19 protein-coding genes and 2 pseudogenes are annotated in these 23757 nt (G+C 68.1%); 13 read left to right on the plus strand and 8 right to left on the minus strand.

Features of this window, described 5'->3' with window-relative positions:
* Positions 1 to 205: pseudogene (locus tag ABE423_RS11060) on the plus strand (IS110 family transposase); the annotation flags it as partial.
* Between the two features lie 46 nt (positions 206 to 251).
* Here the strand turns inward: ABE423_RS11060 and recD are convergent.
* The 3 genes from recD to recC are packed head-to-tail and all read right to left on the minus strand — an operon-like array spanning position 252 to position 9153.
* The gene (recD, locus tag ABE423_RS11065) at positions 252 to 2132 is read right to left on the minus strand and encodes an exodeoxyribonuclease V subunit alpha (protein WP_180837995.1); all 1881 of its coding nucleotides are present in this window, start codon (positions 2130 to 2132) and stop codon (positions 252 to 254) included.
* Positions 2129 to 5809, minus strand: coding sequence for an exodeoxyribonuclease V subunit beta (gene recB, locus ABE423_RS11070; protein ID WP_180837994.1), 3681 nt, complete (start codon positions 5807 to 5809; stop codon positions 2129 to 2131). Before recB ends, recD begins: the two co-directional genes overlap by 4 nt.
* Entirely contained in the window at positions 5806 to 9153 is a 3348-nt protein-coding gene (gene recC, locus ABE423_RS11075; RefSeq protein ID WP_180837993.1) for an exodeoxyribonuclease V subunit gamma, read from the minus strand. Before recC ends, recB begins: the two co-directional genes overlap by 4 nt.
* A 189-nt stretch (positions 9154 to 9342) precedes the next feature.
* Between recC and ABE423_RS11080 the strand changes: the two genes are divergently transcribed.
* The 6 genes and pseudogenes from ABE423_RS11080 (at position 9343) to ABE423_RS11105 (ending at position 13439) form a co-directional block, all read left to right on the plus strand.
* Entirely contained in the window at positions 9343 to 10131 is a 789-nt protein-coding gene (locus tag ABE423_RS11080) for an ATP-binding cassette domain-containing protein (RefSeq protein ID WP_010487485.1), read from the plus strand.
* Entirely contained in the window at positions 10131 to 10880 is a 750-nt protein-coding gene (locus ABE423_RS11085) for an MlaE family lipid ABC transporter permease subunit (RefSeq protein ID WP_005414955.1), read from the plus strand. The genes ABE423_RS11080 and ABE423_RS11085 overlap by 1 nt, the downstream gene beginning before the upstream one ends.
* Positions 10881 to 10939: 59 nt before the next feature.
* Positions 10940 to 11404, plus strand: a pseudogene (mlaD, locus tag ABE423_RS11090) (outer membrane lipid asymmetry maintenance protein MlaD); the annotation flags it as partial.
* A 56-nt stretch (positions 11405 to 11460) separates the two neighbouring features.
* Positions 11461 to 12123: an ABC transporter substrate-binding protein gene (locus ABE423_RS11095; protein WP_010487479.1), complete on the plus strand. Its 663-nt coding sequence runs from the start codon at positions 11461 to 11463 to the stop codon at positions 12121 to 12123.
* Positions 12113 to 12424: an STAS domain-containing protein gene (locus ABE423_RS11100; protein WP_346486033.1), complete on the plus strand. Its 312-nt coding sequence runs from the start codon at positions 12113 to 12115 to the stop codon at positions 12422 to 12424. Before ABE423_RS11095 ends, ABE423_RS11100 begins: the two co-directional genes overlap by 11 nt.
* 1 nt (position 12425) lies before the next feature.
* Complete coding sequence (locus ABE423_RS11105) at positions 12426 to 13439, plus strand: VacJ family lipoprotein (RefSeq protein WP_032128489.1); 1014 nt, start codon at positions 12426 to 12428, stop codon at positions 13437 to 13439.
* Between the two features lie 84 nt (positions 13440 to 13523).
* Here ABE423_RS11105 and ABE423_RS11110 read toward each other — a convergent pair whose 3' ends face one another.
* The 3 genes from ABE423_RS11110 to rmuC form a co-directional block, all read right to left on the minus strand.
* Positions 13524 to 14069 (minus strand): glutathione peroxidase, encoded by a 546-nt coding sequence (locus ABE423_RS11110; RefSeq protein ID WP_125892569.1) that lies wholly within the window; start codon positions 14067 to 14069, stop codon positions 13524 to 13526.
* Between the two features lie 137 nt (positions 14070 to 14206).
* On the minus strand, positions 14207 to 14605 hold the full coding sequence (locus ABE423_RS11115) for a hypothetical protein (RefSeq protein WP_049462906.1): 399 nt from the start codon (positions 14603 to 14605) through the stop codon (positions 14207 to 14209).
* A 71-nt stretch (positions 14606 to 14676) separates the two neighbouring features.
* On the minus strand, positions 14677 to 16212 hold the full coding sequence (gene rmuC / locus ABE423_RS11120) for a DNA recombination protein RmuC (RefSeq protein ID WP_049400349.1): 1536 nt from the start codon (positions 16210 to 16212) through the stop codon (positions 14677 to 14679).
* A gap of 45 nt (positions 16213 to 16257) precedes the next feature.
* Between rmuC and ABE423_RS11125 the strand changes: the two genes are divergently transcribed.
* Positions 16258 to 16863, plus strand: coding sequence for a glutathione S-transferase N-terminal domain-containing protein (locus tag ABE423_RS11125; protein ID WP_071228676.1), 606 nt, complete (start codon positions 16258 to 16260; stop codon positions 16861 to 16863).
* Between the two features lie 121 nt (positions 16864 to 16984).
* Here ABE423_RS11125 and ABE423_RS11130 read toward each other — a convergent pair whose 3' ends face one another.
* Positions 16985 to 17992 carry a zinc-binding alcohol dehydrogenase family protein gene (locus tag ABE423_RS11130; protein WP_125892575.1) on the minus strand — a complete coding sequence of 336 codons (1008 nt, stop codon included), beginning with the start codon at positions 17990 to 17992 and terminating at the stop codon, positions 16985 to 16987.
* Positions 17993 to 18083: 91 nt separating this feature from the next.
* Here ABE423_RS11130 and ABE423_RS11135 point away from each other — a divergent pair, with 91 nt between their 5' ends.
* The 5 genes from ABE423_RS11135 (at position 18084) to ABE423_RS11155 (ending at position 22425) form a co-directional block, all read left to right on the plus strand.
* Entirely contained in the window at positions 18084 to 19055 is a 972-nt protein-coding gene (locus tag ABE423_RS11135) for a LysR family transcriptional regulator (protein ID WP_125892577.1), read from the plus strand.
* Between the two features lie 15 nt (positions 19056 to 19070).
* A complete protein-coding gene (leuE, locus tag ABE423_RS11140; RefSeq protein ID WP_005411716.1) occupies positions 19071 to 19700 on the plus strand; it encodes a leucine efflux protein LeuE in 630 nt (209 codons plus the stop codon).
* A 17-nt stretch (positions 19701 to 19717) separates the two neighbouring features.
* The gene (locus ABE423_RS11145) at positions 19718 to 20125 is read left to right on the plus strand and encodes a hypothetical protein (RefSeq protein ID WP_346486037.1); all 408 of its coding nucleotides are present in this window, start codon (positions 19718 to 19720) and stop codon (positions 20123 to 20125) included.
* A 5-nt stretch (positions 20126 to 20130) separates the two neighbouring features.
* Positions 20131 to 20820 carry a suppressor of fused domain protein gene (locus tag ABE423_RS11150; protein ID WP_219630944.1) on the plus strand — a complete coding sequence of 230 codons (690 nt, stop codon included), beginning with the start codon at positions 20131 to 20133 and terminating at the stop codon, positions 20818 to 20820.
* A 177-nt stretch (positions 20821 to 20997) separates the two neighbouring features.
* A complete protein-coding gene (locus ABE423_RS11155) occupies positions 20998 to 22425 on the plus strand; it encodes an amino acid permease (RefSeq protein WP_032128498.1) in 1428 nt (475 codons plus the stop codon).
* 92 nt (positions 22426 to 22517) lie between these two features.
* Here ABE423_RS11155 and ABE423_RS11160 read toward each other — a convergent pair whose 3' ends face one another.
* Entirely contained in the window at positions 22518 to 23756 is a 1239-nt protein-coding gene (locus tag ABE423_RS11160; RefSeq protein WP_125892583.1) for a dipeptidase, read from the minus strand.
* Between the last annotated feature and the right edge of the window lies 1 nt (position 23757).

The following is a 23757-nucleotide window of genomic DNA, read 5'->3' on the forward strand; positions in this document are numbered from 1 at the left end:
CTACATGGCCGCCATGGGGCTCAAGCGGTGTCGTCGGGGGCAACCGCTCTACGACGAGCTGTCAAAACGCGGTCACCCCAGCACCGCCGTCTTCAACATCCTGGCCAGAAAACTGGCCAGGATCGCCTGGGGTGTGTTCAAAAGCGGCCGGGACTTCGATCCGGCCATGCTGAAGGTGGGTCAAGCCTGCTTCCAGCAGGCTTGACCACGAACATAGGATCTCGACTCTACAGGGGCGCATCGCGCCCGTTTCAGAACAACGTGCCCTGCACCATGGGCTGTTCAATGCGCGCCGGCTCTTCGGCCACCGCTTCCGCACCCAGTCGCCAGGCCAGACCACCCAATCGGCTGGCGTGGCGTTTCAATGCGGCCTGCAGCACATCGGCGCTGCCGGCCACATGCAGCACCTGGCGGGCGCGGGTCAGGCCGGTGTAGACCAGTTCGCGCGACAGCACGCGGCTGTCCTGGCGCGGCAGCTGCAACCACACTTCGTCGAACTCCGAACCCTGCGCCTTGTGCACGGTCATCGCGAAGGCGCTTTCATGCGCGGGCAGTGCGGCCGGGTGGAAGGCGCGCGGCTGGTCGACGCTGTCGCCGGGGAACCAGGCCACCATCGCGCCGCTGCCATCACGCAGGCAGATGCCGATATCGCCGTTGAACAGGCGATGCCGGTAGCTGTTCTCGGTGACCAGCAGCAGGCGACCCTGGAAGTAGCCGGGGGTGTTGCCGGCCAGCAGCTGTTCGATGCGGCTGTTGAGCCCGCGTGCGCCCTGCGGGCCTTCGCGCAAGGCGGTCAGCACACGCAGGCGCCCGGCCTGCTGCAGGGCAAGCACTGGATCAGCCGCGTCGGCCAGTGCGCGCCAGTGGCCCAGCAGGTGCTCGCGCTGGCCACGCAGCGGATCGGCCTCGCCTTCGTGGAAATGCACGCCGGCCAGTTCACCGCTGCGCAGCAGCTGCAATGCTGTGCTGCTGTCGCCCTCGCGCACGGCGTGGGCCAGCGGTGCCAGATCCAGCGCATCGCTCTGCCGGTAGCCGCGCTGCAGCTGCACGCGGCGCCCGGCGAAGGCGCGTGGTGCGGCCTGCGGCTGCAAGATGGCCGGCGCCAGAAGACCATGCAGTGCCTGCGCGTCATCAGCGCGGGTACCGATGCCATCACCGCTGGCACGCAGGATCGCGCTGAGCACGTCGCCGGCCTCGACCGAGGGCAACTGATCGGGATCGCCGAGCAGGATCAACCGGGTGCCGCTGGCGATCGCGTCGACCAGCTTGGCCATCATCGGCAGATCGATCATCGAGGCTTCGTCGACCACCACCACATCCACCGGCAGCGGATTGTCGGCATGGTGGCGGAAGCGCGGTGAATCGGGAATCACGCCGAGCAGGCGATGCAGGGTGGTGCCGGTACTGGGCAGCGCCGCGCACAACGCCGGGTCCAGTCCTTGTTCCTGCAGCCGTTGCACGGCGACGCGAAGGCTCTCGGCCATGCGCTCGGCGGCACGCCCGGTGGGCGCGGCCAGCGCCACCTCGGGCAGTGGCTGGCCGGCGTGCCGGGCCTGCGCGGCCAGCAGCAGCAACAGGCGCGCGATGGTGGTGGTCTTGCCGGTGCCGGGGCCGCCGGTGACCAGCGCCAGCGGATGGCGCAGGGTCACGCCGGCGGCGCGTGCCTGATGATCTTCGCCGCCCAGTGCCTGCGGGAACAGCTGCGCGAACAAAGGCGCCAACGCTGCCATGTCCGGCGCCGGCAGCGGATGCCGGCCGATGCGCTGCAGCCCAGCCGCCAGCTGACGCTCGTACTCGCGATAGCGGCGCAGGTAGAGCAGGCCGTTCTCCAACACCAGCGGCGCATCCTCGGCGATGGCGTCGGCCTGCTCCGGCGTCGCGACCCACGGCGATGCGCACAGCTGCTCCAGCCAGTCCTGCGCGGCAGGCCACTCGGGTACGCCTTCCAGCAACCGCTGCGGTTGCGCCGGATCGAACGCAGCATGGCCTTGCGATACCGCCAGCGACGCAAGCGCAGCCGCCAGCGCCACGCTCTCGGGCGTGTCGTCGCGCAGCCGCTGCAGGCTGGTCGCCAGTGCATGGTCGAGGGTGCGCAGCAGGCCCTTCTGGTGCAGTTCCTTCAGCAGGCTCATGCACTGGCTCCGCGGGCACGCGCAGCCAGTTCGGCCTGGGCCTGTTCGCCACCGGCGAACAACGCATCCAGGGCATCCACCAGCGCCAACGGGAAGCGGTCCACATGCACACCGTTGCCGGCGGCATCCAGGCCGCGGCAGAACAGATAGCGGATGCCGCCCATGTCGCGCTCGTAGTCGTAGGCCGCACCCAGGCGGAAACGCAGCCAGCGATGCAGGGCCACGGTGTAGATCAGCGCCTGCAGGTCGTACTCGCTGTGCCGCATGGCAATGGCCAGCAGGTCCGGGCTGTAACCAGGCAGGCGGTTGGACTTGTAGTCGAGCACGTACCAGCGCCCATCGCGCACATAGGTCAGGTCGATCATGCCGGTCATCAGCCCTTCCAACCGGCGGCGCTGGCCGAAGCCGCGTCGCGTGCTGGAAACACCGTGCGCATGCAGCACCTGCAGCAGCGCCGGCACCGTGGTCGGCTCGATGGCGAAATGGAAGTCGATTTCCGCGCGACGCTCGCCTTCACCCAGGCTGTGCAGCGCACCGCCTTCGGGCAGCGGCACGGTGAGCGTGTGGCCGACCAGCGGCACCAGTACGGACACGCCATCATCCAGATCGACGTCAGCATATCCTTCGTCGTGCAGTGCCTTGCGCAATACCTCGGCCTGTCCCTCAGGGGCTTGCAGACCTGGCTGCCAATCACCCCATGCGGCGAAGTCGACGTTCTCCATCGCTTCGTGCAGCACGTTGCCGAAGCGACTGCCCATGAAGCGCGGGTCGACCGGTGTGCTGTCTTCGGCCGCCGCGGCGGGTTCCGGCAACGCCGGTTCCAGTGGCAGTTCCGGGCCAGCGGGTTCGTCGGCAGCGGGCGCCGGCAGCTCGGTGGCGGCGGCTTCGATATCACTGCCCGCGCCGGCATCGGCGTGGGCCAGCTGGGTGAAGCTGTACACCCACCAGTCGTGCGGGACGCGCCGGGTCAGGGCACGCACCGCCGGAAGGTCACCTTCCACTTCGGCCGCCAGCTGCGGCAGCGCGGCCGCTGCCTCACTGTCATCGATGTGCACATCGGCGTGCGCGCGCAGCGCCTGCAGGTCACCCAGCAGCGGCGCCAGCCGCGTCTTGCCGAGCCCGGCCAGATCACCCACGGCGATCCACAGCGCATGCTCGGCACGGGTCAGTCCCACATACAGCAGGCGCGCATCCTCGGCCCGCTGCTCGCGCTCACGTTGGTTGCTGGCCGCTTCCCAGGCCTCGTCCTTGTCCAGCTTCCAGTGCAGCTGGCGCTGGCCACCGACGTGCACCGTGCAGTGCGAGGCGGTGTTCGGTGCGCCGCCGTCGATGCCGACGAAGGGCAGGAACACCAGCGGATACTCCAGGCCCTTGCTCTTGTGCAGGGTGATGATCTGTACCCGGCGCGCATCCGATTCCAGGCGCAGCAGCTGTTGCTCGTCATCCTGATCGGCGCTGGCCATCTGCCCCTGCAGCCAGTCCAGCAGACCGTGCATGCCCAGCGCCTGCGCCGAGGCTTCCTGCAGCAGTTCGCCCAGCTGCAGGTAATTGGTCAGGCGGCGCTCGCCGTCGATCAGCGCCAGCAGGCGTTCGCCCTGTGCGGCACAGACATCGGCGATCACCGCGAACGGTCCGCCGCGCTGCCAGCGCTCGCGCCAGTTCAGCAGCTGTGCCTGGAACTCGCGTTGCAGGTCGCCCTCGCGCTCCATCGCCGCGATCGCGCTGGCGCGTTGACCGAGCAGGACAGTGGCCAACGCTGCACGCAGGCGGCCTTCGTCAGCCGGTTGCAGCAGCGCCAGCAGCAGCGCACGAAGATCGCGCGCTTCAGCGGTGGCGAACAGGCTCTGCTTGCCGGCTGCCACCGCGGGAATGCCGACCGCCGCCAGCGCGCGCTGCACCAGCGTGGCCTCGCGATGCGAGCGCACCAGCACCGCGATATCACCGGGTTGAACCGGGCGCCCACGCAGCACGGCATTGCCCGCACGCGCCTCGACCAGGATCTGGTGAATCGCAGCCACGCAGGCCTGGGTCGCGGCATCACGCGAGGCGTCCGCACTCATCGCCTTGTCACCGCCACTGCGCAGCACGCGCAGGGTGAGTGCCGTGGCGGCATGGCCATCACGCTGGTAGTCCTCGTCGATGCGCACGCCACCGGGCCGCACCGGCTCGAACTGGATGTCGCGTTCGAGGAAGGCGTCTTCGCCACCGTTGTCGTACAGCGCCTGCAACGCACGCAGCACAGCCGGTCGCGAGCGGAAGTTCTGGTCCAGCACCGGCGCCTGCTGTGCCACCTGCTTGGCCTTCAGGTAGGTGTGGATATCACCGCCGCGGAAGCCGTAGATCGCCTGCTTGGGGTCGCCGATCAGGAACAGCGCCGGTGGCAGGCCGAGTTCACGCACCTCCGGCGAATCGCCGAACACGGTGTGGAAGATGCCCCACTGGCGATCGTCGGTGTCCTGGAACTCATCGACCAGCGCGATGCGGTACTGCGCACGCAGTTGTTTCACCAGCGTCAACCGTTGCGGGCCTTCCAGTGCCAACGCCACGCCATCGATCAGGTCGTCGTAGGTCTGTACCCGGCGCGTGCGCTTCAGCGCCTGCAGGCGTTGCATGGCTTCGCCGCGAAGCGCGTGCAGGAAATTCAATGCAGTGGCACGCAACCAGGCATCGCGTTCGGCCAGCAGCGCTACATAGCGCGCCAACGGTTCCTGCAATAGCGACGACGGCGTGCGGTCGAGGAATTTCTTGTTGGTCTTGTCGGCCAGCACATCCGGCAGCAGCGCCGGCAGGCGCTCGCTGGCCAGCAGCTCGCGCGGGTCGCCGCGCTCAGCCCAGGCCAGCAGCTGTCGGCCCAGCGGGTGCAGCCAGCCCAGCTTGTAGGACACGCCGTTGATCCACTTGTTGTCGACGGCATCGCAGAGGTCGATGAAGAACTGCTCGCCATGTTCGCGCACGCTTGCGGACAGTGCCTCGGCCGCGCTCTGCAGCGCCGGGTGTGGATCAGCCAGCGTCACCGGCTGTGGCAACGGGTGCAGTGGCGGCGTTCCCAGCAGCGCGCGCAGATCGGCCGCCAGCGCGTCCGGGTTGGACCACAGCCAGGTCAGCGGCTCCAGCGTGGCCGGGTCATTGGCATGCACCCGCCACAGATCAGCGGCCAGCTCCTCCAGCAGTTCACGATCGCTGGCCAGCAGTTCCGGCGGATCAAAGGTGTGGCCGCTTTCCAGCGCATGCTCGCGCAGCACGCGGGTGCAGAAGCCGTGGATGGTGAAGATGGACGCCAGGTCGATTTCGTCGGCAGCCACCTGCAGGCGGCGCTTCAGTGCAGCGGCGCTCTCGGAGCCGCCCTGCAGATGACGCTGCAGCACGTCGCGGGTCAATCTCGCGTCGGGTGCTTCACCCTCGGCCGGTTCCAGATCGACCAGGCGCGCGGCCAGCGCCAGGCGCTCGCGGATGCGTTTGCGCAGTTCCTGGGTGGCCGCATCGGTGAAGGTCACCGCCAGGATCTGGCCGATACGCAGGCCCTGCTCCACCACCAGTCGGGTGAACAACGTGGCCAGGGTGAAGGTCTTGCCGGTGCCTGCGCTGGCTTCAATCAGGCGAATGCCGTCCAGCGGCAGGGCCAGGTAGGGATCGCCCGCCATACGCTGGGTTTCCTTGTCTTCGATGGCGGTGTTCATGCGTTGCCCTCCTGGCGTGCTTCGGTACCGAGAGTGCGGCCTTCGCGCACCGCGCTGAAGACCACCTGGCTGTTGCGCAGCAGCTCGGCATAGCTGGCATCGGTGGCAAACGGGTCGGCACCGCGCAGCAGCAGCTGCCAGGCGTCGCTGCTGGATTCACCCCAGCTGCGGTCGCTGCCATGCCACTGCTTCCAGCCTTCGCTGCGCTGTTTTTCTGCTGGCGCGTTGTACAGCACCCAGCCGGTATACGGGGCAAAGCGCAGCGGCTCACGCAGGCCGCGCTCGCGCAATTGCAGCAGCGCACGCAGCGCGGTGCGTGCAGCGGGGGCGCTCAGTGCTGGCAGCACATGCGGGCCGGGCCCGGCGTCACCGCCATCGTGGAACTGCACCAGCGGCAACGCATCGCCGGCGGCGTTGGCCAGCAGCCAGTCCAGGCCCTGGCGGATCACTGCATTGCCATTGAGGGTACCGGCGCGCAGGCGCACCAAGCCCTCGGGATGCCGATCGGCCACGCGGCCATGCAGGCGCACGCCGTCGATGTCCACTTCGTAGCGACGGCTTTCCAGCGGTTCGCCCTGCATCCAGCCCAGCAACGCACTGGCATACGGGCGCGTCTTCAACTGCTCCCCCTCGAACTGGCGCTCGCCCAATGGGCCGGACGGCAGCAGGCCGCGCGCGCGCAGCCGCGGGTACAACGGCTCGGTATCGCCGCTGAGCGTGGCACGCACCACCGCCGCCTGCACGCTGCGCTTTTCCGGGCCGCGCGATGACAGCACCAGCGGTTCCAGGTCATCGACCTCCTCGATATCGTCGGCCAGGCGCAGGCCCAGCGACTGCGCGAGGAACTGCCCGGCCGGATCGCACAGGAAACGGCGCAGGGTATCGAGTGCGACGTCGTCCTCCACCGCATCGTCGAGCGGCGGTGGCAGCGGTGCGTCGAACCACGGCTGCAGTCCACCGCGCTGGCCAGTGAGGCGACCGGCCGCCGGATGCCACTGGCGGCGATAGCTGAAGCGACGCGGATCGCCATCACCAAACGCCGCCGGTGAGAACGGCTGCAGTGCGTGGCGCACGGTGAAGTCGCGGACCGCCGCAGGCGGATCGAGGTGATACGCAGCGGCGGCATCGATCAGTTCACTGACCAGCACCGACGGCTCGCGCACGCTGCCATCGCGCGGATCGGCACCGAGGTAGCTGAGGTAGAACACCTCCTGCGCGGCGGCGAACAGCTGCAGGAACAGGAAACGGTCGTCTTCGCGGGTGGAGCGGTCGCCCGGTCGGCGGCGCGGCGTGTCCAGTTCGGCGGTGAGCTGGTTGAGACCGGCCGCCGGGTCACGGCGCGGGAAATCGCCATCATTGAGGCCCAGCACGCAGATCACCCGGAATGGCAGCAGTCGCATCGGCACCATGCGGCCGAAACTGATGCCACCGGTCAGCAGCGGTGCGCGCGTATCGGCCTCGCCCAGCGCGCCGGCGAAGTGCGCACGTACCACCTCCGGCGGCACGCCTTCCGCGAAGCCGGCCTTGGCAGCATCCTCGGCGAACTGGTTGAGCAGCTTGCGCAGGCGCTCCAGGGCACGCTGGCTGTTGGGTGAACTCGGCGCGGTGGGCAGCAGTGCATCCAGCAACGACAGCAGGCGCTGTCGCCATTGCGCCGGGGTCAGCAGCTCGCCGAGGCGACGCTGGTAGATCGCCAGCACGCGCAGCAGGCGCAGCAGCCGGTCCAGCGCGTCCAGCGCGCCGCCTTCCAGTTCGATCCACGGTGCGACACCCGCCAGGTCGGCCTCGCTGCCGGTGGCATGGCCGAGCACCAGGCGATCCAGCGCGAACTGCCAGGTGTAGGCGTCGTCGGCCGGCGCCTGGTGCTGGTGGCGGTGCTTCGCATCCAGGCCCCAGCGTGCACCGGCCTGCTGCAGCCAGCCATGCAGGCGGTCGAAGTCCACCGCTTCCAGCCCGGCCGCTTCGGCCAGCGGCGCGCTGGCCAGCAGGTCCAGCACTTCATTCAGGCCAAAGCGCGAGACCGGCAGGCCCAGCAGGTGCACGAACACATCAGCCAGCGGTTCACCGGCCAGCGGGCTGCTGTCGGCCAGCGCATAGGGGATGTGCTCCTCCTCGCCACCACGGCCGCCGAACACCGCTTCCAGGTACGGCACGTAGGGATCGATGTCCGGCGCCAGCACCGCGATCTCGCGCGCCTGCAGCGGCGGATCGAAGCGCGGGTCCTGCAGCAGGCTGCGCAGCTGGTCGTGCAGCACCTGCAACTCGCGCAGGCGGGTATGGCAGGCGTGTACCTGCAGGCTGGGGTCGTCGCTGCGAAGCCCGTCACGCAGCTCACCCGAGGGCAGTGCGCGGCGGTGGAACAGATCGCGCTGCAGGCGATGCAGCAGGCTGTCGGACAGGCCGCCTTCGTCCAGGGTCGGCCGGGTGTCGTCCTCCGGATCGGAATAGGCGGCGATTTCGCCGGCCGGATGCACCACCTCGTAACTGCCCAGCACCGCCATGAAGTCGCGCCCGGCCGCGCCCCAGGCTTCCAGCAGACGGTTCTCGCCGGCTGCTTCGCCGAAGGGATCGGGCGCGCCGCTGCGCAGGCGCTCGGCCAGGGTCTGCAGATCGCCCCAGTACGACTGCACCGGGGTGGGCATATAGAAGTGCAGCTCGCCAACACGTGCCTGGGTGGCCATCACCCGCAGCACGTCGGGCGAGATGTTGAGCGTCGCAAACGCGGACATGCGCAGCGGCAAGCCCTGCGGCAGCGGCTTACCGGCACCCTCGAAGCGGTCCAGGTACTCCTGGATGCGGCGCGCGCGATAGTCGTGGCCGTGGGTGATGGTGCGCCACAGGATCGCCTGCGGATCGGCTGGATCGGCACCGGCCGCCCAGCGCAGCAGCCAGTCGCGGCGCCACGCCTGGTACTTCTCGAACACCGAGGCCAGCTCGCCAGCCAGCGCCCACGGCTTCAATGCGTCATCGCCGGCAAGATAGGACTGCAGCGCGCGCATCGGTGGCTGCGCCAGCAACGCCGGGTCGCGCAGGGCCTGGTACAGCTTCCAATGCAGGCCGGCCGCGTCCAGGTCGTCCTGCTCGCCGCTGACGTTGGCCTTCAGCGCGCGCGCCACGAACTCACCCGGGGTGAGGAATTCGAGGTTCGCAGCCACACCGAACTCGGCGGCCAGTGTCGCTTGCAGCCAACGCCGCATCGCTACCTGCGGGATCAGCACCACTTCCGGTGCCAGCAGCGGCTGGCCAGGAACGGGCGCACGCACATTGCGCGCCAGCAGTGCGGCCAGCACGTCCAGGGAGTTGGAATGGTAGAGGCGGAAATCGCTGCCTGGGTCACTCATCATGCACAGTGTGCAGGACAGCAGGCAGTATTCAATGGTTGGGCCGCCAGCGGTACGGATTGTTCCGGGACGCCAGCCGATTGTCCCGGCCTCCGCCGAGGCTTGTCGTGCAACAATACTGCACCGTCCAGTCTGCTTATGTTCAGCCGACGGGCCCGATCCTTCGATGTCTAAAAAACGTTAATGGTGCCCATGTCGGCTTCCACCTCCAGTCTGGTGCAGTTATCCAACGTCCGCATCGACCGGAGCGGACGCACGATCCTGCGCGACGTGTCGCTGCAGGTGCCCAAGGGCAGCATCACCGCCGTTCTGGGTCCGTCCGGCAGCGGCAAGTCGACCCTGCTGGCGGCGCTGACCGGCGAACTGCGCCCGGTCGCCGGCGAGGTCACCCTGTTCGGCAAGCCGATTCCGCATGACAGCGGCGCGCTGCTGGAAATGCGCAAGAGCGTGGGCGTGCTGCTGCAGGGCAACGGCCTGCTGACCGACCTGACCGTGGCGGAAAACGTGGCGCTGCCGCTGCGTACGCACACCCGCCTGCCGACCGCCGTGCTGCGCCGGCTGGTGCAGATGAAGCTGCATGCGGTGGGCCTGCTGGCCGCCGCCGATGCCTGGCCGCGCGAGCTGTCAGGTGGCATGGCGCGCCGCGTGGCGCTGGCCCGTGCACTGGCGCTGGACCCGCCGCTGATGATCTACGACGAGCCGCTGACCGGGCTGGACCCGATCGCCTCGGGGGTGATCATGAGCCTGATCCAGCGCCTCAACCACAGCCTGGGCCTGACCAGCATCATCGTCAGCCACCACGTGCACGAGACCCTGCCGATCTGCGACCAGGTGATCGCGATCGCCAATGGCGGCATCGTGTTCCAGGGCACGCCCGAGGCACTGCAGTCCAGCCAGGACCCGCTGCTGCGGCAGTTCCTGCACGGCCAGCCCGATGGCCCCATCCCGTTCGATGCCGCGCCGCGCGCGAGGGTCGCCTGATGCCGTTCGTTCAAGCCACCCGCTCGCTGGGTCGTGCCGGCCTGTTCTCGCTGACCGTGCTGCGCGGTTCGCTGCCGACCCGTGATTTCCTGGCCGAGTTGACCCGCGAGATCTACAAGATCGGTGCGCGCTCGCTGCCGATCATCGCCGTCGGCGGTGCCTTCGTCGGCCTGGTGCTGACCCTGCAGGGCTACCGCACGCTGACCACCTTCGGTGCGGCCGACGCACTGTCGACCCTGCTCGGGCTTTCGCTGTACCGCGAGCTGGCACCGGTGCTGACCGCGCTGCTGTTCATTGGCCGCGCTGGCAGCTCGATCGCCGCCGAGCTAGGCCTGATGCGTGCCACCGACCAGATCAAGGCGCTGGAGCTGATGGCGATCGACCCGGTGGCCAAGGCGGTGGCGCCGCGCTTCTGGGCGGCGGTGCTGACCGTGCCGCTGCTGACCGGCATCTTCTGTTCGCTTGCAATCAGTGCCAGCTACTTCGAAGCGGTGCACGTGCTGGGCCTGGACAATGGCGTGTTCTGGTCGGCGCTGCGCAACAGCGTGGACTTCTGGGACGACTTCGGCGTGGCAATGCTGAAGTCGGCGATCTTCGGCGGCACTGCCGCGCTGGTTGCCGCCTATGTGGGTTTCCACGCCGAGCCGACCATTGAAGGCACTTCGGTGGCGACCACCCGTGCGGTGGTCAACGCTTCACTGCTGGTGCTGATGTTCAACTTCGTGCTGTCGGCAATGTTGTTCACCTAACCCCTCCACCGGCGGTGCGCAGGCGCGCGCGGCCACAACGACTCGATCAGGTAATCCACATGGCCATCCGCGGTCCCAGACTCGAATTTTCCGTCGGCGCCTTCCTGCTGCTGGCCCTGGCCTCGCTGATGGTGCTGGCCGTGGCCTCGACCAACCAGCGCTGGAGCTGGGGCAGCGAAGGCTACGACCTGAAGGCACGCTTCTCCCAGGTCGGCCAGCTGCGCAAGCAGGCACCGGTGAAGATCGGCGGCGTCACTGTCGGCCAGGTCGCTTCGATCGACCTGGACCCGGTGAAGTTCGAATCGATCGTCACCCTGCGCATGGACAGCAAGGTCAAGGACCTGCCGGCGGACACCTCGGCCGGCATCTTCACCAGCGGTTTGCTCGGCGAGAGCTATATCGGTCTGCAGCCGGGCGGTGATCCGGACGTGCTGAAGGCCGGTGACGAGATCGTCTTCACCCAGCCAGCGGTGGACCTGATCCAGCTGGTCGGCAAGTACATGTTCAGTGGCGGTGCCGGTGGCGGCGCTGCTCAGAAGCCCAACGATGGCGCGCAGGCGCCTGCAACGGAACCGCAACCATGAAGATGAAACTGATCCCGGCCCTGCTCGCCTCGGCGCTGCTGGCGGCCACCCCGTTCCTGGCCCAGGCCCAGGCCGCTGCGCCTGCCGCTGCCGCAACGCAAAGCCAGGCCGGCAAGGTGGTGATCGATGCCAGCAGCCGCATCCTGTCCACGCTGCAGCAGCGCAAGAGCGAGTTCACCAGCAACCCGGCCAGCCTGCGCAGCTACATCGACAGCGAGCTGACCCGCACCTTCGACCGCGACTACGCCGCGCGCCTGGTGCTGGGCCCGCACGCCCGCGGCGCCTCCGACGCCGACATCAAGCTGTTCGCCGATGCCATGGCCGACAGCCTGATGCAGCGCTACGGCTCCACCCTGCTCAACATCCAGGGCAAGCCGAGCTTCCGCCTGAAGGGTGAAAGCCCGCTGCCGGGCAATCGTGGCGTGCGCGTGAGCACCGAACTGGTGCGCGCCGGCAACGAACCGACCCCGGTCGAGTACTGGATGCGCAACGTGAACGGCCAGTGGAAGATCTTTGACGTCAACATCGAAGGCATTTCCTACGTGCAGACCTTCCGCAACCAGTTCGACACCCCGCTGCGCCAGAAGGGCATCAAGCAGGTGGCCAACGAACTGCACAGCGGCAGCATGCAGGCCGGGCCCGCGGGCAATGGCAAGTAACGCACTGGCGCTGCTGGAAGGCGACACCCTGCGCCTGCGCGGGGTGCTCGACCGTGCCGCGGTGATCGCGCTGTGGCCGCAGCTGCAGGCCCTGCCGGCAACGCTGTCACGGCTGGAGCTGGGTGAGGTCGAACGCGTGGACAGCGCCGGCCTGGCGCTGCTGGCCGAGCTGGCCGCACGTGCGCGCAAGAGCGGTCACCCGCTGGCAGTCTCCGGCGCGCCGGCCGGCTACAACGAGCTGAGCGCAGCCTACCGGCTGTCGCCCGACCTGGATTTCAACGCTACTTCTGCTGCGAGCTGACATGAACGTCGTACGCACTTTCCCCCTGATCGTCCTGGCCACCGCCCTGACCGCCTGCGCCGGCAAGCCCGCACGCAGCGATGCGCCCGCAGCCAGCACCGTGGTCCCGGCCAGCACCATCGCCGAGGCCTCTGCCCCCACCGCCGATACCGCTACGGTCGATGCCGCACCGGCAACAGCCGTGGTTGCCGCACCTGCGCCGGCCACGCCGCCATCTGCACCGGCCCGCAGCGCCGACACCGATGCGGCCAGGGCCGCGGCGGCGACCGCCCCCGGTGGTGACGACGACTTCGATGCCCTCTACGGCGGTGCCGGTAACACTGGCAGCGCGGCAGCCTACGATCCGTGGGAACCGTTCAACCGCAAGGTGCACACGTTCAACAACGCGGTTGACCGTGGCATCGCCCGCCCGCTGGCCACGGCCTACACCCACGTGGTGCCGCGCTTCGCCCGCACCGGCGTCAGCAACTTCTTCAGCAACCTGCGCGCACCGGTGACCATCACCAACCAGCTGCTGCAGGGCCGCGGTGCAGATGCGTGGGACAGCCTCGGCCGCTTCCTGATGAACAGCACGCTGGGTATCGGCGGCCTGTTCGATCCGGCCAGCAAGGCGATGGTGCCGCGTCGCAATGAGGACTTCGGGCAGACCCTGGGTGCCTGGGGCTGGCGTCGTTCGCGTTACGTGGAACTGCCGTTCTTCGGCCCTCGCACCGTGCGCGATGTGTTCGGCCTGGCCGGTGACATTCCGCTGTCGCCGATCCGCCGCATCGAAGAGGACAAGATCCGCATCGGCCTGCAGGGCATGCAGCTGGTCGATACCCGCGCGCAGCTGCTGGCGATCGACGACCTGCGTGACACCGCCGTGGACGAGTACTCGCTGGTACGCGATGCGTGGATGCAGCGCCGCAACTACCAGATCGAGAACGATCTGCGCAGCAAGCGCGACCGTGGCCACGACGATGCCAATTCGCCGATCCCGGTCGATGCGATGCCGATGCCGCAGTGGACGCACTGAGTCCGGTCTGCAGCGCATGAAAAACCCCGCCTCGGCGGGGTTTTTCTTTTCCGGTAGGTGCCAACCTTGGTTGGCACGCTTTCCTCAGGCTGCCAGCGCTGCCTCGATGGCCTCGCGCAGGCGCGCGTCATCGGCAGCCACGTCCGGGGCGAAACGCGCGATGACCTTGCCGTCGCGGCCAACCAGGAACTTCTCGAAGTTCCACAGCACCGCCGGTGCTGCGTGGATCGGGATCTCCTTGCTGGCCAGGCGCTCACGCAGCGGGCCTTCGCCGATCGACTGCGGCTGGGCGGCGGTCAGCTGCTGGTACAGCGGATGGGTATCGTCACCGGCCACGCTGATCTTGGAGAACATCGGGAAGCTGACGTCGTAGGTGAGCTGGCAGAACTGCTGGATCTCTGCCTCGCTGCCCGGCTCCTGGCCGAGGAAGTTGTTGGCGGGGAAGCCCAGTAATTCCAGACCCTGCGCGTGCTTTTCCGCATACAGCGCCTGCAGGCCTTCGTACTGCGGGGTCAGGCCGCACTTGGAGGCGACGTTGACCAGCAGCAGTACCTTGCCCTGGTAGTCGGCAAGCGAGGACGGCTGGCCGTCGATGGTGGTGAGGGAAATGTCCTGGATCGGGGTGCTCACGCGGGGGCTCCGGCAACAGCGGGGAATGGCCCACCAGCATAGCGCCGCGCGATGGCGGTAGTGCCGGCCGCTGGCCGGCAAACGTGCGACCGTTCGCAAGGGTTCATGCGGTTGCCGGCCAGTGGCCGCCACTACGATCAGTCCACGCAGATCGTGCCCTGCGCCTTGCCGTCATCAATGCGCTGGCGGCAGCCGAAGTTCTGGCGCACATCGCGCTGGCAGGTACCGGTAGCGGCGCTGCCAGCGCCCACCTCGGGACCGGCCAGGCACTGGCCCGTGCAGTCGCTTTTGCGGCTGCAGGCCTTGCCGGCATCGGCATAGGGAATCACGCACTGCTCGCGTTGCAGCCGGCCCAGCCGTTGCAGGCTGCCGCCGGCGGCCTGGCAGTCGACGTCGCGCGCTTCGCGATACGCCTCGGCCGCTTCAGGGCTGGTGGCTGCGGCAGGTGCCGCGGTCGTATCGGCAGCCGGTGGTGCGCTGCTGCAGGCGGCAAGCAGCGCGGTCAGGACAAGGCTGGTGAAGCGGCGCAGGCGCATGACGATACCTGATCGAGGCGGACAGGCCGCCAGCATACGCATCGGCGATGCAGGCGGCGTGTCAGCGTGGCTCAGGCCTCGTCGCCGTCACTGCCTTCCTCTGCTGGCAGCGCGTCCGGCAGCAACTGGCGGCTCTGCTCAACCGGCAGCGACTCGACATCCCTCAGCTTGCGGGCGATCGCGCGGGTGCGCACCCCGGTCTGGTCGATCTGCTTGCTGGCCTGGTCCAGCTTGGCCTTCACGTTGTCCAGCACATCGCCGAACTTGCCGAACTCGGTCTTCACCGCACCCAGCAGGCTCCACACCTCGCTGGACCGCTTCTCGATGGCCAGCGTGCGGAAGCCCATCTGCAGGCTGTTGAGCAGTGCGGTGATCGTGGTCGGCCCGGCGACCACCACGCGGTGGTCGCGCTGCAGCAGATCGACCAGGCCGGGGCGCCGGATCACCTCGGCATACAGGCCTTCGGTAGGCAGGAACATCACCGCGAAGTCGGTGGTGTGCGGCGGCACGATGTACTTCTCGCAGATCGACTTGGCCTGCACCTTCACCGCACGCTCCAGCTGCGCACCCTGCACGCGTACCAGTTCGGCATCACCCTGCTCCTGTGCGTCCAGCAGGCGCTCGTAGTCTTCGCGTGGGAACTTGGAGTCGATCGGCAGCCACACCGGCGTGTCGTCGCTGCTGCGACCCGGCAGGCGCACGGCGATGTCGACCATTTCGCCACTATCCGGGCGTACCTTCACCCCGCGCGCGTACTGCTCCTGGATCAGGGTCTGCTCGAGGATGTTCTCCAGCTGTACTTCACCCCAGCTGCCGCGCGTCTTGACGTTGGTCAGCACGCGCTTGAGGTCACCCACGCCGGTGGCCAGCTGCTGCATCTCGCCGAGGCCGCGCTGCACCTGCTCCAGGCGCTCCGAGACCAGTTTGAAGGACTGGCCAAGGCGTGTTTCCAGGGTGGACTGCAACTTCTCATCCACCGTCACGCGCATCTGTTCCAGCTTCTGCGCATTGTCGCTCTGCAGCGCGCGCAGCTGCTCTTCCAGCGTCGTGCGCATCTCGGCGATGCGCTGCTCGTTGCGCTGGGTCAGTTCCTGCAGGCGCAGGCCAAGGCTTTCAGTCAGGCGCTGCTGCGACTGCGCGCCCTCCTCGCGGCCCTTGCGTGCATCGTCCACCAGGGTCTGCCGCAGCGCGCCGAGCTGGGTATCGGTACGCCCGGTGAGCTCCTGCAGCTGCTGGCCAAACGCATGGATGCGGGCTTCCTGCTGCTGGCCGAAGGTCTCCAGCTGGCCGCGCAGCTCCTGCAGCCGCTGTCCCATCAACGCCGCGCCGCGCTGCTGGCTCTCGGCCGCTTCGGCGCGCGCCTTGCGGGCATCTTCGCCCAGCGCTTCGCGCAGCAGGTCGAGGCGCTGGTCGGTGCGGGTGGACAGATCGGTCAGCGCGCGGGCGAAGCCATCGAGCTGTTCGCGCAGCTCGCTGCGCCCGGCCCGCGCCTCCTCGCGCACCGCCTGTTCCAGGCGGTCATGCGGCGGGCGGCGCAGCAGGGCGACCAGCTGCAGGATGAGCACGGCCAATAGAAGGCCGCCAATGAGCAGATATTCGGTTTGCATGGGGCAAGTGTAGGCTGGCCGAGTCTCAACTGCTGCGTCAGGACCATGGTCGTCCTCTACGGAAAGCCCACCTCCATCAATGTGCGTAAAGTGCTGTGGCTGTGCGCGGGGCTGGATCTGCCCCTGCACCACGAACCGGCCCCCTCGCCGGACCTGCTGGCCACGCTGAACCCCAACCGGCAGGTGCCGGTGCTGCGTGATGGCGACTTCGTGCTGTGGGAATCCAACAGCATCTGCCGCTACCTGGCCGCACGCGCCGGTCGCGAGGATCTGCTGCCACATGCAGCAAAGGACCGGGCCCGGGTGGAGCAGTGGATGGACTGGCAGGCCAGCGACCTCAACAGCGCATGGCGCCATGTGTTCATGGCGCGCGTGCGCCAGCATCCGGACTATCCGGATGACGCCCGTGCCGAGGCCAGCCTGGCGCAGTGGAACCGGCTGATGGGCGTCCTTGATGCACAGCTGGCCACTACCGACGGCTACGTGGCGGGCAACACCTTCACTCTGGCCGACATCGTGCTCGGGCTGTCGACCCAACGCTGGTGCAGCACGCCGGGCAGCAAGCCGGTACTGGCACACGTAGATGCCTGGTTCGAACGCCTGCGGCAGCAGCCCGGTTTCGCCGAGTACGTCGACAACGGTGTGGCCTGAGCAGTGGCTTCCGCAGCTGTTGGCAGGTGTCGACCTTGGTCGACACGGCTGATCCACGCCATGCGTGGATGAAACGCTGTAGAGCCGGGCGCAGGCTCGGCTCCACAGGAAAAACCGGGCCTTACCAGCCTTCCAGCACGATCTTGCCCTTGGCGCGGTGGCTCTCCAGCAGCGCGTGGGCACGCCGCAGGTTGGCCGCGTCGATGCGCCCGAAATGCTCGCCCAGGGTGGTCTGCAGCACGCCTGTGTCGATCAGCTCGGCCACCCGGTTCAACAGGTCATGCTGGCGCTGCATGTCGGCGGTCTTGTACAGCGGCCGGGTGAACATCGACTCCCAGTGCAGTGACAACGCCTTGCGCTTGAGCGCCATCACGTCCACCTGGCCGGGATCATCGATCAGCCCAAGCTGGCCCTGCGGCGCCAGCAGTTCCACGATCTGCGCGTAGTGCTGGTCGGAGTGGGTCAGGCTGGCCACGTGCTGTACCTCGCTGATGCCGAGCCGCGCCAGGCCCTCGGCCAGCGGCAGGCTGTGGTCGATCACATGGTGTGCACCCATTGCGTACGCCCAGTCCTGGGTATCCGGACGCGAGGCGGTGCCGATCACCGTCAGTTTCGTCAGCTTCCGCGCCAGCTGCACCAGGATCGAACCGACACCGCCGGCAGCGCCGATCACCAGCAGGGTCTGGCCTTCGCCGCCACCCTCGGGAATTCTCAGGCGGTCGAACAACAGCTCCCAGGCGGTGATCGCGGTCAGTGGCAGCGCCGCGGCGGCGGCGTCATCCAGACTGGCCGGCTTGCGGCCGACGCTGCGTTCGTCCACCAGCTGGTACTCGGCATTGCTGCCCGGGCGGTCGATGACGCCGGCGTAGTAGACCGCATCGCCAGGCTGGAACAGGGTCACCTCGCTGCCCACCGCGTCGACGATGCCGACCGCATCCCAGCCCAGCACGCGTGGGCCATCGGTGGCCACGGCGCGACGGACCTTGGTGTCGACCGGGTTCACCGCCACCGCACGTACCGCCACGCGCAGGTCACGCGGGCCGGGCAGCGGCAGCTCCAGTTCGATGTCGATCAGGGCCTGGGCATCATCGATCGGCAGGCCGGCTTGGGTGTAGGCAATGGCGCGCATGGCAGCGGTCCAGTGGGGAAGGAGGCGACAGGTTGCGCCGCACGCGCTCCCACAGAAAGGCGCAGAATCGGGCAGCACTTTCACTCTGGCAATGAAGATGATCCGCTTCGACGATCTGCAGCTGTTCGTCCGCACTGCCGCACTGGGCAGCTTCTCGCAGGCGGCGCGCGAGGCCGACCTGCTGCCCGGGCAGGTCGCCGCGGCGGTGGCGCGGCTGGAACGCGAGCTGGACCTGCGCCTGTTCGTGCGCACCACCCGCAGCCTGCGCCTCACCGGCGAGGGTGCGCTGTACCTGCCGTATGCGCAGGAGGTACTGGCCACCCTGCGCGAGGGCCAGGCGCGTGTGCAGGGCGAGGACACCGAGCTGCACGGCACCCTGCAGCTGTCGGCGCCCTCGGACCTCGGCCGCAACCTGCTGCTGCCCTGGCTGAGCGCCTTCCGCGCCGCGCACCCGCGGCTGCGCCTGCACCTGCGCCTGTCCGACGAGGTGGCCGATGTATTCCGCGACCCGGTCGACGTGGCCATCCGCATCGGCCACTTCGACGACGCCAGCTACGTCGCGCTGCCGCTGCTGGAAGGCAATCGACGCGTGCTGGCCGCCTCGCCCGGCTACCTGCAGCGGCGCGGCACGCCTACCCGCCTGGAGGATCTGCGCGAGCACGACTGCCTGGTCTATCAACTCAACGGCCGCGCCTACGATCGCTGGTCATTCGAGGTCGACGGGCGTCGCAGCGTGATTCCGGTGCGCGGTCCGCTGGTCTGCGACGACGCCGATGTAGTGCGACGCTGGGCCGTGGCCGGCGAAGGCATCACTTACAAGTCCTGGCTGGACCTGCGCGAGGACGTGCTGGCCGGGCGCCTGCAGCTGCTGCTCGATGGTGTTGGCAGCAGCATCCCGCTGCAGCTGGTATGCCCGCACCGCAAGCAGTTCTCGCCAGCGGTACGGCAACTGCATGCGCAGCTGCGCCAGCACCTGCAACCGCTGCTGTCTGGCATGCCCACTGGCCTCACCCGCCCCCTGTCGCCAACGGCGGCACTGGCCGACAATGGCGGCCCCACGTAACAAGAGAACGCCGCCATGCCGTGGATGGGCATCCAGGACCTGTGGACGTTTCTGGTCGCCGTGCTGGTGTTTCTCGCCCTGCCCGGCCCCGGCACCTTCACCCTGCTGACCGCCACCGGCCGTGGCGGCGTGCGTGGTGGCTATACCGCGCTGGCCGGCCTGCTGGTCGGCGATCAGATCCTGATGTGGCTGGCGTTGGCGGGCGTGGCGGCGCTGCTCAAGGCCAACCCGCTGGTGTTCCACGCCGTGCAGTACCTGGGTGCGGCCTACCTGGTGTGGGTCGGCATCAGCCTGCTGCGCACGCCGAAGCACGAGGGCGGCGACGCCGGTCCGATCCGCATGCAGCCGGGGCGCTACTTCCAGCAGGCGATCCTGGTCAGTCTGCTCAACCCGAAGGCGATCCTGTTCTACATGGCCTTCCTGCCGTTGTTCATCGATCCGAAGGCGCACCAAGGCATCGCCACCTTCGCGGCGTTGGCCGGCATCATCCTGGTGGTCAGCATCGCCTACTGCTCGATGCTGATCGGCGTGGGCAACCTGGCCCGTCGCCGGCTGATCCAGCACCCGCGGATCAGCGATGCGCTGCGCCGCGTGGCCGGCCTGTTCCTGGTGGGGTTCGGCATCCGGTTGGGGCTGAACGGATGAAACCCTGGCCGACGGCGATGGGCGCCCTGCTGCTTCTGGCCAACACGACCGCCCCGGCGGCCACCGCACAGGATCATCGCTGCCTGAGCGGCGGCCGCAATGACGGCATCCATCTGGAATGGCGTTGGCTGGATGACGGCCAGGCCGACGTTCGCTATGCCGGGCAGCGCGAACGCCTGCTGCTGCGCCGGGTTTCAATGGAGACCACGGTGCTGGCCGAAGACCGCCCCTACCAGTTCGACAGCGTCTGGGAAGAGCGCATCAACGGGCGCCTCAACGGCCGCTACCTGCTGAGCACGCAGGGCGCGCTGGTGCTGGACCTGAGCTACGAGCGTGCCCGCGACGGACGTCGCACCACCTTCCACGATGACGTCGAGGCCTGGCAGGAAGACGGCTGCCGCTGGCCCGGCAAGGTGGCCGAGTGAGCACCATGGACGACGACACCCTGCTGGAGCGCAGCTGGGAATATCGGGAGGAGACGCTGTACCGGCGGTTGTTCGGCGATACCGGGCCGGGGATCTATCCGATCGACATGGATCTGCTGCGCAACGTCTTCAAGCAGGACCAGATCGACCCGCGCTGGCTGCATGTCGGCGTCAATGCCTGCCCTCCGCACGGTGATCGAAGGCACTGGATCTATGTCAGCTCCGGCCTGTCCAACCCCTGGGAAGGGCGGCACGAAGATGGCGATTCGGGGTTGGGCATCGAACTGATGCTTGAGACGCAGGAAGAAGCGACCTGGGCACTGACCACCTTGCGCTGGTTCACCGCGTACCACCTGCTGCTGTGCCACTCACGCATGCCCGGCAATCCGTTGGCGCCATGGGACCGGCTGAAGCTGGGGGGGCCGGTGGATCACGCAGGGAGCATGCTGCAGGCGGCCGTCTTCGTTCCGTCGTTGCATTTCCCGGGACCCCAGCAACTGCCATCGGGACGATTCGACTTCCTGCAGCTGCTGCCGTTGACCCTGGACGAGCACGCGTTCGGCCGCACGCAGGGCTTCGAAGTACTGGTGGCCCAGTTGAGAACCCAAGGTGCGGCGCCAGTGGTTGATCCGCAGCGGGTCAGCATCGATCTGGCCCCTGCTCTCACGCTTCAAGCGCCTCCCGGCTCGCCTTGAGGGATCGAATCATTTCGAATCCTGCCAACATTTGTGCCGATTCCGGCAGAATGCTCGGAGTACAGCCGCGCCGGTGACGCATCTGACCCTCGCATGACCCCCGTCAGTGGTAATGCTGCGCTGCGTTCGGTCACACTCGGGAACTTGTCGTTCTTAGTCACCCCTTCCGAGGCCTGCATGTCCCTGTTCCGGCGCAAGTCCCTAGATTCCGTCACCGTCCACGAAGCCGGCAGGCGCCTGATCCCGACGCTCAGCTGGCCGCACCTGATCGCGCTGGGTATTGGCGCCATCGTCGGTACCGGCATCTACACGCTGATCGGCGTCGGTGCCAACCTGGCCGGCCCGGCCGTGCTTATCTCCTTCGCCATCGCCGGTGCGGTCTGCGCCTGCGCGGCACTGTCCTACGCCGAGCTGTCGACGATGATGCCGGCCGCCGGCAGTGCCTACACCTACAGCTACAGCGCGCTGGGCGAGGTGTTCGCCTGGGTGGTGGGCTGGAGCCTGATCCTGGAGTACTCACTGGTGGTGAGTACCGTGGCGGTGGGCTGGTCCGGCTACTTCGTCGGCTTCCTCGAATGGGTCCACACCCAGTTCGGCTGGAACGTGCACCTGCCCGCCTGGCTGGCGGCCGGCCCACACGTGGAAGGCGGCATGATCAACCTGCCGGCGATCGTCATCACCTGGCTGGTGGCCGGCATGCTGATGGCCGGCACCAAGGAAAGCGCCACCCTCAACGCCATCCTGGTGGTGTTCAAGCTGATCGCGCTGGCCATCTTCGTGGCCGTGGCCCTGCCCGCCTTCGACAGCGCCAACCTGCAGCCGTTCATGCCGTATGGCTTTGCCAAGTCGATGGGCCCTGATGGCGTCGAACACGGCGTAATGGCGGCGGCAGCGATCATCTTCTTCGCCTTCTACGGCTTCGATGCGATCTCCACCGCCGCCGAGGAAACCAAGAACCCCGGCCGCGACCTGTCGATCGGCATCATCGGTTCGATGATCGGCTGCACCATCGTCTACGTGCTGGTGGCGCTGGCCGCGGTCGGTGCGATGAGCTACGCGGTGTTCGGCCACAGCGCCGAGCCGCTGGCCCTGATCATGCGTCAGCTGGGCCATCCGACCGCGGCGATGGTGATCGGCGTGATCGCGATCATCGCGCTGCCGACCGTACTGCTGGCCTTCCTGTACGGCCAGAGCCGCATCTTCTTCGTGATGAGCCGCGATGGCCTGCTGCCGCGTGGCCTGTCCAAGGTCAACGCACGTACCGGCACGCCGGTGGCGACCACGCTGTTCACCGCGGTGGTGGTGTCGGCGCTGGCCGGCGTGGCCCGCCTGGACGAGATCGCGGCGCTGGCCAATGCCGGCACCCTGGCCGCGTTCACCGCCGTGGGCATCTGCCTGGTGGTGCTGCGCCTGCGCGAGCCGAACCGCGAACGTACCTTCCGTACCCCGCTGGCCTTCGTGGTTGGTCCGCTGGCCGCGCTGGGCTGCATCTATCTGTTCCTCAGCCTGCCGCACAGCACCCAGCTGTACTTCCTGCTGTGGAACCTGGCCGGCCTGGTGCTGTACTTCCTGTACAGCCGCCGCCACGCGCTGATCGCGAAATAGCCGGATCACCGGTAGTGCCGGCCGCTGGCCGGCACCTCGCATCCTGTTGATACGGGCCATGCCGGCCAGCGGCCGGCACAACCGCCGGGCGGTCAACCGCCCTGCTTTGCAGCGTAGTCCTGCGCCTGGCGCATCACCCGCAGCAGGTTGCCGCCCCAGATGCCGGCAATCTGCTTCTCGGTATAGCCCTTGCGCAGCAGCCACGCGGTGATCTTCGGCAGCTGGCTGACATCGGGCAGGTCGCTCAGGCCACCGCCGCCATCCCAGTCCAGGCCGATGCCCACGTGCTCGGGGCCCACCACCTTGAGGATGTGCTCGAAGTGGGCGAAGAAGTCGTCGAGGCTGGCATGGCGCACCGGGTGCTCGTGGTCCAGCGCCTGCTCGGCCTTCAGCAGGGCAACGCCCTGTTCGATGCCCATGCCTTCCCAGCCACCCAGCTGCTTGCTCAGCGCTTCCTCGGCCTGCTTGCGCTCGGGCGTCTTTGCGGTGTCGATCAGGTAGCCACCATAGGCGTTCACCTGGATCACACCGCCGGCCTTGGCCAGCTTGCGCAGGCGCGCGTCATCCAGATTGCGCGGGTGGTCGTAGACCGCCTTGGCCGAGCTGTGCGAGAGCACGAACGGCACCGGCATCATCGCCAGCAGGTCGTCGAACACCGCATCCGAAGCATGTGACTGGTCGATCACAATGCCCAGCTTCACCGCCTGCCGCACCAGGTCCTTGCCGGCCGGGCTCAGGCCTTTCCACTCCGCACCCTTGGGGTCGGTGGCCGAATCGGCAAACTCGTTGTTGGCAAAGTGCACGGTGCTGAGCAGGCGCAGGCCGGCGCGGTGGTAGAACGACAGCAGGCTCGGGTCTTCCACCAGCGGGCTGGCGTTTTCCATGCTGATGTAGACCACGCGCTTGCCGGCGGCCTTGATCCGCGCCGCGTCATCTGCGGTCAATGCCAGCGCGAAGCGCTCGGGGTTGGCCGCCAGCATTTCGCGGATCTCCAGCAGCCGCTGCAGGCCATGGTCACGCTCGGCGAGGTGCGCGGCGGGGCTGCGGTCGCCCTGATCGGTGTAGATCGCCCAGAAACCGCCGTCCAGCGCACCTTCGACCATGCGCGGGTAGTCGACCTGCGAAAGCGCGTTGCGGTCGTGACGCTGCTCGATGTCGAAGCCGGTTCGGCCGAAATTGGCCGGCGTATCCAGGTGGCTGTCGAGGGTGACCAGGCGCTGCTGCAGGGCCTTGGCGCGCGCCAGCTCCTGTGCGCTGAACTCGATGGCGTGGGCGGACAGTGGCGCGCACAGCGCCAGGGAGACCAGCAAAGACAGACTGCGCAACGTCATG

Source organism: Stenotrophomonas sp. TWI1409 (assembly GCF_039673015.1).
Classification (GTDB): Bacteria; Pseudomonadota; Gammaproteobacteria; order Xanthomonadales; family Xanthomonadaceae; genus Stenotrophomonas; species Stenotrophomonas maltophilia_A.